The sequence below is a fragment of the Streptomyces sp. NPDC057137 genome (assembly GCF_042670825.1).
Lineage (GTDB): Bacteria > Actinomycetota > Actinomycetes > Streptomycetales > Streptomycetaceae > Streptomyces.
In genome coordinates, this window is the sequence record NZ_JBHUUW010000088.1 from 18,754 (window position 1) to 29,153 (window position 10,400).

12 protein-coding genes are annotated in these 10,400 nt (G+C 69.1%); 5 read left to right on the forward strand and 7 right to left on the reverse strand.

Annotation, left to right across the window (positions count from 1 at the left end; all coding sequences use genetic code 11):
* Positions 1–39: 39 nt before the first annotated feature.
* The 5 genes from ACFT9I_RS36645 to ychF form a co-directional block, all read right to left on the reverse strand.
* Positions 40–459 (reverse strand): NUDIX domain-containing protein, encoded by a 420-nt coding sequence (locus ACFT9I_RS36645; protein ID WP_382571728.1) that lies wholly within the window; start codon positions 457–459, stop codon positions 40–42.
* A 66-nt stretch (positions 460–525) separates the two neighbouring features.
* Positions 526–705: an SPOR domain-containing protein gene (locus ACFT9I_RS36650; protein ID WP_069627026.1), complete on the reverse strand. Its 180-nt coding sequence runs from the start codon at positions 703–705 to the stop codon at positions 526–528.
* 266 nt (positions 706–971) lie between these two features.
* Positions 972–1,724, reverse strand: a complete 753-nt coding sequence (locus ACFT9I_RS36655; RefSeq protein WP_382571729.1) for a GntR family transcriptional regulator — start codon at positions 1,722–1,724, stop codon at positions 972–974.
* Positions 1,725–1,901: 177 nt separating this feature from the next.
* Positions 1,902–2,384: a cupin domain-containing protein gene (locus ACFT9I_RS36660; RefSeq protein WP_382571730.1), complete on the reverse strand. Its 483-nt coding sequence runs from the start codon at positions 2,382–2,384 to the stop codon at positions 1,902–1,904.
* Positions 2,385–2,413: 29 nt separating this feature from the next.
* On the reverse strand, positions 2,414–3,502 hold the full coding sequence (ychF, locus tag ACFT9I_RS36665; RefSeq protein WP_382571731.1) for a redox-regulated ATPase YchF: 1,089 nt from the start codon (positions 3,500–3,502) through the stop codon (positions 2,414–2,416).
* Positions 3,503–3,728: 226 nt separating this feature from the next.
* Between ychF and ACFT9I_RS36670 the strand changes: the two genes are divergently transcribed.
* Positions 3,729–4,376, forward strand: a complete 648-nt coding sequence (locus ACFT9I_RS36670) for a DUF6542 domain-containing protein (RefSeq protein ID WP_382571733.1) — start codon at positions 3,729–3,731, stop codon at positions 4,374–4,376.
* A gap of 97 nt (positions 4,377–4,473) precedes the next feature.
* Here the strand turns inward: ACFT9I_RS36670 and ppgK are convergent, their stop codons facing one another.
* Both ppgK and ACFT9I_RS36680 read right to left on the reverse strand, forming a co-directional pair.
* The gene (gene ppgK / locus ACFT9I_RS36675) at positions 4,474–5,211 is read right to left on the reverse strand and encodes a polyphosphate--glucose phosphotransferase (protein ID WP_382571735.1); all 738 of its coding nucleotides are present in this window, start codon (positions 5,209–5,211) and stop codon (positions 4,474–4,476) included.
* Positions 5,212–5,245: 34 nt separating this feature from the next.
* On the reverse strand, positions 5,246–6,274 hold the full coding sequence (locus ACFT9I_RS36680; RefSeq protein ID WP_382571737.1) for a 4-hydroxy-3-methylbut-2-enyl diphosphate reductase: 1,029 nt from the start codon (positions 6,272–6,274) through the stop codon (positions 5,246–5,248).
* An 85-nt stretch (positions 6,275–6,359) separates the two neighbouring features.
* Here ACFT9I_RS36680 and ACFT9I_RS36685 point away from each other — a divergent pair, with 85 nt between their 5' ends.
* The 4 genes from ACFT9I_RS36685 to ACFT9I_RS36700 all read left to right on the forward strand — a co-directional run bounded on the left by ACFT9I_RS36685 (position 6,360) and on the right by ACFT9I_RS36700 (position 10,353).
* Entirely contained in the window at positions 6,360–7,829 is a 1,470-nt protein-coding gene (locus ACFT9I_RS36685) for an APC family permease (RefSeq protein ID WP_382571738.1), read from the forward strand.
* 121 nt (positions 7,830–7,950) lie between these two features.
* The gene (xseA, locus tag ACFT9I_RS36690; RefSeq protein WP_382571739.1) at positions 7,951–9,159 is read left to right on the forward strand and encodes an exodeoxyribonuclease VII large subunit; all 1,209 of its coding nucleotides are present in this window, start codon (positions 7,951–7,953) and stop codon (positions 9,157–9,159) included.
* 147 nt (positions 9,160–9,306) lie between these two features.
* The gene (locus ACFT9I_RS36695) at positions 9,307–9,558 is read left to right on the forward strand and encodes an exodeoxyribonuclease VII small subunit (RefSeq protein WP_382571741.1); all 252 of its coding nucleotides are present in this window, start codon (positions 9,307–9,309) and stop codon (positions 9,556–9,558) included.
* 204 nt (positions 9,559–9,762) lie between these two features.
* On the forward strand, positions 9,763–10,353 hold the full coding sequence (locus tag ACFT9I_RS36700) for a malonic semialdehyde reductase (RefSeq protein ID WP_382571743.1): 591 nt from the start codon (positions 9,763–9,765) through the stop codon (positions 10,351–10,353).
* The last annotated feature ends 47 nt before the right edge of the window (positions 10,354–10,400 follow it).

Below are 10,400 nucleotides of genomic sequence, written 5' to 3' on the forward strand. Positions count from 1 at the left end.
ACATACCCGTAATCCGAGAAGAACTATCTTGACGGAGGCTCATGTCAGCTCGCCCGATGCCCTGAGGTCGTCGAAGAGAAGCTGGTCGACGGGGGCCACGCGGCCCCGGTCGGCGTAGGAGAGCCAGCGGATCTCCTCGATCTCGTTGCTGGCAGCCGGCGTACCCCGGTAGTCGCCGGAGTAACAACTCATCCGGACGAGGACACCGTCGGGCTGACCGTGGGCCTGGGCCTCGTACGTACCCAGATGGGTCGCCGTGGCCGGAAGGACGGCCACAGCCAGTTCCTCCTCGACCTCGCGCAGCAGGGTCTCCAGATCGGTCTCCGCGCCTTCGCGCTTGCCGCCGGGGATGTAGAAGACATCCTTCCCGCGGGAACGCGCGCAGAGGATCCGGCCCTGCTCCACTCGGACCCATGCGACCGTGTCGATCAAGACCGTTGCAGCTCCGCCGTCACTCATGTGCCGGAGCGTAACGTGGTGGACGGCCTGCTCTCCACGAGGGGGCACGGCCTCCGACCGGTGAGGTCAGCGGCTGGTCTGCTGCAGGCGCTCGACCCAGTAGAGCTGCTTGGGTCCCTTGGCGTCGAGGCTGTCGACCGTCTTCTGCGCCTCGTCCTTCGTGGCGTACCTGCCCACGCGATACCGGTTTCCGTTGTCGTCCTGACGTATGACCAGCCAGGGCAGCACAGCACCGCTGTCGGTCATCGCGCCCCTCCCACCAACGGCCCGCACCACTCGGACGACCTCCTGGAAACCCCAATCCGCATATGCCCGAGCCTACGCCTGACCTTCACTCAGCGGATGCGCGTTTACACAAAGAGGTACACATCTGGCCAAGAAGATTCGGAGTCCCGAGGGCGCGGTGGTGTGAACGCCCGTCATCTCCCGCTGCCTGACGGCCTGTTGGGGAGGTACATCGCCACCCCGGGCGGATGGGGCGACGCTTCGGTCAGCCGGTCCTCACCGGACCGTCATCTGACCGGAAGGTGATAGGCGATGCGGTAGCGGTCCGCCGGAACGACCATGTCCGCCGTCTCGACCGCACGGCCGGACGCGTAGTACGTCCGCTCCAGGACCATCACGACATGGCCGGGTACTCCGCCGAGCGACAGGAGCTCCTCCGCCAGCCCCGGGCGCGCGCCGACCTCCTCGACCACGTTGTCCACCACCACACCGATGGCCGCCATCCGCTCCACGACCCCGCACCCGCCGAGCGGCCCCTCCTCGGGAAGCATCACCGGCGTGCGCCCCGTGACCTCCAGGGGCTCCCAGGAGGTGGAGAGCATCATCGGCTCCCCCGCGTCCCGGAAGACGTAGCGCGTACGCATCGCGGGGTCGCCCGGTTGTATCCCGAGCCGTGTGGCGATCTCCGGCGCCACCTCGTCCCGGTCACTGCTCGACTCCCACGTACCGCGCACCCCGTCCTCGGTCTGCTCCTGCCGGAAGGGGTTGGCACCGGACGGCAGCCGGTAGCCGGAACGGGCGATACGGCGCGGGACGGGCTTCTCCCGCACGTAGGTGCCCGACCCGGAACGGCCCTCGACGAGCCCTTCCGCCATCAGCACCTTGCGGGCTTCGAGAGCGACCGTGTCCGAGACCCCGTACTCCTCGCGGATACGGGCCTGCGACGGCAGTCGGGTGTGCGGCGGCAGCGCACCATCGACGATCTTCCGCCGGAGATCACTGGCGACGCGCAGATAGGCCGGCTGCTCACCGAATGCCACAGGGCCACTCCCAACAGGTTGACAGACAGCAACACCCTGGCAACCGTTGGTTGTTGACCGCAAGCATGGGCCATGGGTTCACCCGAAGTAATGACCAGGGGTTTACGCAGGGACTTTGCCGCGGATACGGCTCCGCCGGCAACGGCTCGACCGATAACGCCCGTTGGACGGCGTCCGTCAGTCCACCCAGTAGGTGTCGTGCTTGATGAAGAACGCCGTGCGCTCCTCGTCCGTCATCCGCCCGACCGTGGAGACCTTCTCGAAGTACTCCTCACGCGGCGCCCCCGGCGCGAACAGGATGAGCGTGGAGGCGGGCGCGTCGGAGTCGTTACGAAACCCGTGCAGCCCGCCCGGCGGCACGTACAGGAAGTCGCCCTTCTCGGCGTCGATCCAGCGCTCACCGTCGTACAGCCGGACCGTGCCCTCCAGGATGTAGAACGACTCCGAGATCGTCTTGTGGAAATGAGTGCTCGGCCCACCGCCCCTGGGCACCATGTCCATCCGGTAGAGCCCGAACTCCCCGCCGGTCGACACACTGGACGCCACGAAGTGTGTCTCGGTCCCCGACGGTGAGCGCACGTCGGCGGGGGTGCTCGCGGGCCGGAACACCGCGTTGACCTCGCCCTTGTCCCCGTGGTGGCGGGCTTCCGGATAGGACATGTGCCATCCGTTCGGTTCGAAGACGCTCGTCAGACGTTGAAGCGGAACTCGACCACGTCGCCGTCCTGCATCACGTAGTCCTTGCCCTCCATGCGGGCCTTGCCCTTGGCGCGGGACTCGGCGACCGAGCCCGCCTCCACCAGGTCGGCGAAGGAGATGACCTCCGCCTTGATGAAGCCCTTCTGAAAGTCGGTGTGGATCACGCCGGCCGCCTCGGGGGCCGTCGCGCCCTGCTTGATCGTCCAGGCGCGGGTCTCCTTCGGGCCTGCCGTGAGGTAGGTCTGGAGGCCCAGGGTCGCGAAGCCGACGCGGCCGAGGGTGGCGAGGCCGGGCTCGTCCTGGCCCATGGACTGGAGCAGTTCCAGCGCTTCGTCGTCGTCCAGTTCGATCAGTTCGGACTCGATCTTGGCGTTCAGGAAGATCGCCTCGGCCGGGGCGACGAGGGCGCGCTGTTCGTCCTTGAAGTCCTCGTCGACCAGTTCGTCCTCGTCGACGTTGAAGACGTACAGGAAGGGCTTGATGGTGAGCAGGTGCAGCTCGTGGAGGAGCCTGCCCTTCTCCGTGCCCGCCGAGATGCCCGCGGCGAAGAGAGTCGTACCGCCTTCGAGGATCTTCTGGGCCTCCTCGACCGCCGCCAGGACGGCGACCTTCTCCTTCTGGAGGCGGGACTCCTTCGTCAGCCGCGGGACGGCCTTCTCGACCGACTGGAGGTCGGCGAGGATCAGCTCGGTGTTGATCGTCTCGATGTCGTCCTTCGGCGAGACCTTGCCGTCGACGTGCACGACGTTCTCGTCCTTGAAGGCCCTGATGACCTGGCAGATCGCGTCGGACTCACGGATGTTCGCGAGGAACTTGTTGCCCAGGCCCTCGCCCTCCGACGCGCCGCGCACGATGCCCGCGATGTCCACGAAGTCGACCGTCGCGGGGAGGATCTTCTGCGAGTCGAAGATCTTGGCGAGGACGGCCAGGCGCGGGTCGGGGACGCCGACGACGCCGACGTTGGGCTCGATCGTGGCGAACGGGTAGTTGGCCGCCAGCACGTCGTTCTTGGTCAGGGCGTTGAACAGGGTCGACTTGCCGACATTCGGCAGGCCGACGATTCCGATCGTGAGCGACACGTTGGCGACTTCCTGAAGTGAGGACTGGCTGAGCCTGAGCGGCCCGGACGCGGGCCGATCCCCCAGTTTACGGGCGGGCAGGCCCGGCGGCCGACGGCAGTCCGTACGGCAGATGGCGGCACCCCTCGACGCGACACGCCCAGCGTCCGTCGAACGCAACGCCAAGGTCGCCCAAAGGGCGTGTCCATCGCCTGAATCCGACACCCATGCGACCTAGGTTGTTCCGGTGGAGCAGCACAGGACACGTCCCCCCCAGCGCCGGCCGCGGCCGCCGCAGAGCCCTCTCCGTCCGCGAGGCGCCGTCGCCGAGGCCGCCGCCGTCTACCGGGTTCCCGCGCCGACCACGCGCCGGGTGCCACCCGTCGTGCTCACCCTGCGCAGACTCCCGAACCCCCGGCTGACCGGGCTGGGTGCCGGGCTCTTCGCCGCCGCCACCATGTTCGTGATCGGATGCCTGGACGAGCTGCTGTTCGACGGTGAGCCCCTGGTCTACGGGGTGCTGTTCCTGCCGGTCAGTGCGTTGACCGCGCTCTGGGTGCGGACCGCCGATCTGGTGACCGCCCCGATCAGCGTGCCGATCGCCTTCGCCTTCGGCACCCTGCCGATCTCCGGCGGGACGGGCGGCTTCGGCGGGCAGACGATGGCCGTCGTCACCGCGCTCGCCGTGCAGGCGGGCTGGTTGTACGGCGGCACGCTCGTCGCCGGGGTCATCGCCTCCGTACGGAAGGTCCGCCAGATGGGCCGTCGGCAGCGCGCACGCGACGTGGCCACGCGCGGGGGCGGCGCGAGCCCGGGGGCCGAGGCCGGGGCAAAGGCGAAAGCGGGGACGGGGACCAAGGCCGGCGCAGGCGGGGCGGTCGCCCGCCGCGGCTGACGCCGAACAGACAAGCGCCGGACAGACAAGCGCCGGGCAGCTGTGTCGCTGTCCGGCGCTCGCATCCGTGGAATCCGTGGAATCCGGCGAATCCGTCTCAGCGCTCCGCGGCCATCATCGCGGCACCCACGATGCCCGCGTTGTTCTGGAGCTCCGCCGGCACGATCTCCGCCTTGATGCCCTCGATGAGCGGGATGAACTTGTCCGCCTTGCGGCTGACCCCGCCGCCGATGATGAACAGCTCGGGCGAGAACAGCATCTCCAGATGCGCCAGATACTTCTGCACCCGGTGCGCCCAGTGGTGCCAGCTCAGGTCGTGGTCCTCCTTGGCCTTCGTCGACGCGTGCTTCTCCGCGTCGTGGCCGTTCAGCTCCAGGTGACCCAGCTCGGTGTTCGGTACGAGCTTGCCGTCGATGAAGAGCGCGCTGCCGATCCCCGTACCGAAGGTCAGCAGGAAGACGGTGCCCTGACGGCCCTTGCCCGCCCCGAAGGTCATCTCCGCCACGCCCGCCGCGTCCCCGTCGTTGAGGATCGTGACGGGCAGATCCAGCCGGTCGCCGAGCAGCTTGCCGGCGTCCAGGTCGATCCACCCCTTGTCGACATTCGCGGCCGTGCGGACCACCGAGCCCGTGACGACCCCGGGAAAAGTGATGCCGACAGGGCCGGACCAGCTGAAGTGCTCGACCACCTCGACGACACAGTCGACCACCTCGTCAGGCGTGGCCGGCTGCGGGGTCAGCACTTTGTGACGCGGCTCTGCCAGCTCGCCGCGCTCCAGGTCCACGGGCGCGCCCTTGATGCCAGAGCCGCCGATGTCCACTCCGAAGACGTTCATGGACGCAACGTTACGGGGAGATGACCACGCTGAACTACTTCTTGGACAGGCTCGCGGCCTCGGCGCGCAGGTCACGGCGGAGTTCCTTCGGCAGCGAGAAGACGATCGACTCCTCGGCCGCCTTGACGATCTCGACGTCCGCGAAGCCGTGCCCCGAGAGCCATTCCAGGACACCCTCGACCAGGATCTCGGGGACGGACGCGCCGGAGGTGACACCGACCGTGGTGACGCCTGCCAGCCACGCCTCGTCGATCTCGTCGGCGGAGTCCACGAGGTGGGCGTCGCGGGAGCCCGCGCCGAGGGCGACCTCGACCAGCCGTACGGAGTTGGACGAGTTCTTCGACCCGACGACGATGACCAGGTCCGCGTCGGCGCCCATCTGCTTGACCGCGATCTGCCGGTTCTGCGTGGCGTAGCAGATGTCGTCGCTCGGCGGCGCGATGAGCAGCGGGAACTTCTCCTTGAGCTTGTCGACCGTCTCCATCGTCTCGTCCACGGAGAGGGTGGTCTGGGAGAGCCAGACGACCTTGGACTCGTCGCGCACCTCGACGTTGGCGACATCGTCGGGTCCGTCGACCAGCGTGATGTGGTCGGGGGCCTCGCCGGAGGTGCCGATGACCTCCTCGTGACCGTCGTGGCCGATCAGGAGGATGTCGTAGTCCTCACTCGCGAAGCGCACGGCTTCCTTGTGGACCTTGGTGACCAGCGGGCAGGTCGCGTCGATGGTCGCGAGTTTGCGGTCGGCGGCCTCGTCGTGGACGACGGGGGCCACGCCGTGCGCGGAGAACATGACGATCGATCCCTCGGGGACCTCCGCCGTCTCCTCGACGAAGATCGCGCCCTTCCTTTCAAGGGTCTGCACGACGTACTTGTTGTGGACGATTTCGTGGCGGACATAGATCGGCGCCCCGTACTGCTCCAGGGCCTTCTCCACGGCGATCACGGCACGGTCGACGCCGGCGCAGTAACCACGGGGCGCGGCGAGCAGGACGCGTTTGCCGGCGCGGCGCGTGGCGTCTCCACTCGGGGTGGCGGCGGGCGGCGGGCTGGGCGTAGCAGTCATGCCCACCATCGTAAGGCCGCCCAGAAGAGGCGGAAGATCACCTGTCGGGCCGAGACTGGGCCTACGTGATCGACGGAGGGACGCGATGGCCGACAGCGGTGCGGGCGATGCGGACGGTTCGGACCCGTTCGCGGGTGACGGCGGCTTCAGTAGGAAGCCGGGTCCGGACGGTCCGGACGGTCCGGACGTGCGCTCGGACGGGCACGGCGGCGGGGCGGACTCTGTCGGCGGGCTGCGGCGGACTCTCGGGTTCCGCGACCTTGTCGTCTACGGGCTCCTCTTCATCGCACCCATGGCACCGGTCGGCGTGTACGGCACGCTCGACGCCAAGTCGCACGGGGCCGTGGCACTCGTCTATGTCTTCGCGACCGTCGCCATGGCGTTCACGGCGTTCAGTTACGCGCAGATGATCCGGGTCGCACCGCAGGCCGGTTCGGTCTTCGCGTACGCGCGCAAGGGGCTCGGTGAGGGGCCGGGGTTCATCGCCGGGTGGATGGCGATGCTCGACTATCTGCTGATCCCGGCCGTGGCGTATCTCTTCGCCGGCATCGCGATGGAGGCACTGGTGCCCTCCGTGGACCGGTGGATCTGGACCGGCATCGCCGTCGTGATCACCACGCTGCTCAATCTCTGGGGTGTACGGGCGGCCGCGCGTGTCGGCTTCTTCGTGCTCGCGATGGAGATCGTGGTGCTGATGGTGTTCGTGGTGTCGGCGATCGTGGTGCTCGTACGGGACGGGGCGACGCGCGGCTGGCTGTCACCGTTCACGGGCGACCTGAGCTTCTCCTTGACGGCGGTGCTGAGCGCGGTGTCGGTCGCCGTGCTGTCGTATCTGGGCTTCGACGCGATCGCCTCGTTCGCCGAGGAGGTGACGGGCGGCTCGCGGAAGGTGGCGCGGGCCGTCCTCTTCTGTCTGGCGCTGGCCGGTGTCCTGTTCATCGGGCAGACGTATCTCGTCGCTCTCCTCGAACCGCTCAGCTCGGCGGAGCTGGCGGCCGACCCGGTCAAGCAGGGATCGGCCTTCTACGACGCCGTGGACGCCTCCGTAGGAACGTGGCTGCACGACCTGGTCGCGGTGAGCAAGGCGATCGGTGCCGCGTTCGCCGCGCTGGCGGGACAGGCGGCCGCCGGACGGCTGCTCTTCGCGATGGGCCGCGAGCGGCGGCTGCCGCGGCTGCTGTCCCGTACGGACGGGGGGACGCCGCGCGTGGCGCTGCTGCTCGCGGCGGTGGTGACCCTGATCGCCGCCGTGTGGGCGGCCAGGCGCGACGACGGGCTCGACCATCTGGTGTCGGTGGTCGACATCGGGGCGCTGACGGCGTTCATCCTGCTGCACGCGTCGGTGGTCGGGTGGTTCGCGGTACGCCGCATGGAAGGCCCGCCACGGATCATGGCGCATGTGGTGCTGCCGGTGGTCGGCGCCGGCGTGCTGGTCGCGGTGATCGTGGAGGCGTCGGGGACGGCGCAGGTGGTGGGCGCGATCTGGCTGGCGGTGGGGCTGGTGGTGCTGGCGATCCAGTGGCGTCGGCGCGCGGTGACGCCGAAGGCGCCGTAGGTCGGCGCAGGCTTCGTGGGTTCACCAGGGTCCGTGGGTTCCATCGGCTCTGCGGGTTCGGCCGGCTCCGTACCTTCCGGCGTGGGCCGCGTTGTCGGAGGCGGCCGATACGCTCGACCGCATGGCTCTCAACACGTCCGCGGAGACCCCGCTGCCCGTCGGCGAGGTGTCACGCCTCATCGGCGGCTGGATCGACCGGCTCGGCGGCATCTGGGTCGAGGGACAGATCACGCAGCTGTCGCGCAGGCCCGGTGCCGGGGTCGTGTTCCTGACGCTGCGTGACCCGTCGTACGACATCTCCGTGAGCGTCACCTGTTATCGGCAGGTCTTCGACGCGATCGCCGACGTCGTGTCCGAGGGCGCGCGGGTCGTGGTGCACGCGAAGCCGGAGTGGTACGCGCCGAGGGGGCAGCTGTCGCTGCGGGCCACCGAGATAAAGCCGGTCGGCATCGGCGAACTGCTCGTCAGGCTGGAGCAGTTGAAGAAGTCCCTGGGCGCCGAGGGGCTGTTCGCCGCCGATCGCAAGCGGCCGCTGCCCTTTCTGCCCCAGCTGATCGGGCTCGTCTGCGGGCGGGCGTCGGCGGCCGAACGGGACGTGCTGGAGAACGCGCGGCGGCGCTGGCCCGCCGTCCGCTTCGAGGTGCGCAACACCGCCGTGCAGGGGGTCAACGCGGTGAGCCAGGTCGTCCAGGCGGTCAAGGAGCTGGACGATCTGCCCGAGGTCGACGTGATCGTCGTGGCGCGCGGCGGAGGCAGCGTGGAGGATCTGCTGCCGTTCTCGGACGAGCAGTTGGTACGGGCGGTGGCCGCCTGCCGTACGCCCGTCGTCTCGGCGATCGGCCATGAGCCCGACTCCCCGCTGCTGGACCTCGTCGCCGACGTACGGGCGTCGACGCCCACCGACGCGGCGAAGAGGATCGTGCCGGACGTGGGTGAGGAGCTGGACCGGGTGCAGGCGCTGCGGGACCGGGCGCTGCGGACGGTCCAGGGGCTGCTCGACCGCGAGGAGCGCGGGCTCGCCCACGCGCTGGCGCGGCCGGTGATGGAGCGGCCCCACCGGATGGTGGACGAGCGTGAGGGCGAGATCGACGCGCTGGTCGACCGCAGTCGGCGGGTGCTGCGGCATCTGCTGGACCGCGCGGACTCGGAGCTGTCGCACACCCGGGCGCGCGTGGTCTCGCTGTCGCCGGCGGCGACGCTGGAGCGGGGATACGCCGTGCTGCAGCGGCCGGACGGGGCGGTGGTCCGCGCCGCGTCGGAGGTCTCGGCGGACCAGGAGCTGCGGGCCAGGGTGGCGGAGGGCGAGTTCACGGTGCGGGTCACCGAATGAGCGGCGGGCACGGAGGTTCGGCCCGTACTCGCGCACGCGCCTCCTCACGCGCCTCCTCACGCGCTTCCTCACGCGTCGCTTCGCGCGTTTCTTCACGTATTTCGTTGTCGGATTTCGTTGTCGTAGACCGTACGTAGGGTGGAACACATGGCCAAGACGGACAGCGGGACAGCAACGGCCGCCGGCGCGGACGCGCCCGGCTACGAGCAGGCACGGGACGAGCTGATCGATGTCGTACGGCGCCTGGAGACCGGCGGTACGACGCTGGAGGAGTCGCTGGCCTTGTGGGAGCGGGGCGAGGAGCTGGCCAAGGTCTGCCGCCGCTGGCTGGACGGCGCGCGTGCCCGTCTGGACGCCTCGCTGGCCGACCCGGCGCCCGACCCCGACCCCGAGGCCTGATGGCTGGGGGCTGAGCGAGCGGCCGTCGGTCGGCGTCGGGAAGATCGACCGGACGCCCTAACCGGACGCCCCAATACCAACAGTGTGTGAAGCGAGTCACGACGGCCCCGGATTTAGTTGAAAGTTAATACATCGAGGCGTACGTTGGCGACGTCCTTTGATCGATCGTTTGGTCGGTCAGTCCGTCCCGGAAGGTACGCCCCCATGTCTTTCGTCCTTGACTCCGCAGCCCAGGATCTCCTCTTCCGCGAGGCCCACACCGCCAACACGTTCACCGACGAGCCGGTGACCGAAGAGCAGATTCAGGCGATCTACGACCTGGTGAAGTTCGGCCCCACCGCCTTCAACCAGACACCGCTGCGCGTCGTCCTGGTCCGCTCCGCCGAGGCCCGCGAGCGCCTCGTCCAGCACATGAGCGACGGGAACAAGCCCAAGACGTCCACGGCCCCGCTGGTCGCGATCTTCGCCGCGGACAACGAGTTCCACGAGGAACTCCCGCACCTCTTCCCGGTGTTCCCCGCCGCCAAGGACGCGTTCTTCTCCGAGCGTCCGGTGCGTGAGCAGAACGCCGGAATGAACGCCGCGCTCCAGGCCGCGTACTTCATCGTCGGCATCCGTGCCGCCGGTCTGGCCGCGGGCCCGATGACCGGCTTCGACCACGCCGGCGTCCAGAAGGAGTTCCTGGACGGCGACCACACACCCCTGATGATCGTGAACATCGGCAAGCCCGGCGAGGACGCCTCGCGCCCGCGCGCCCCGCGCCTGGCCTTCGACGAGGTCATCACCACCGTCTGAGCCACGGAGAACGGCACACACGACGAGGCCGCCGCCCCCGGCAGGGG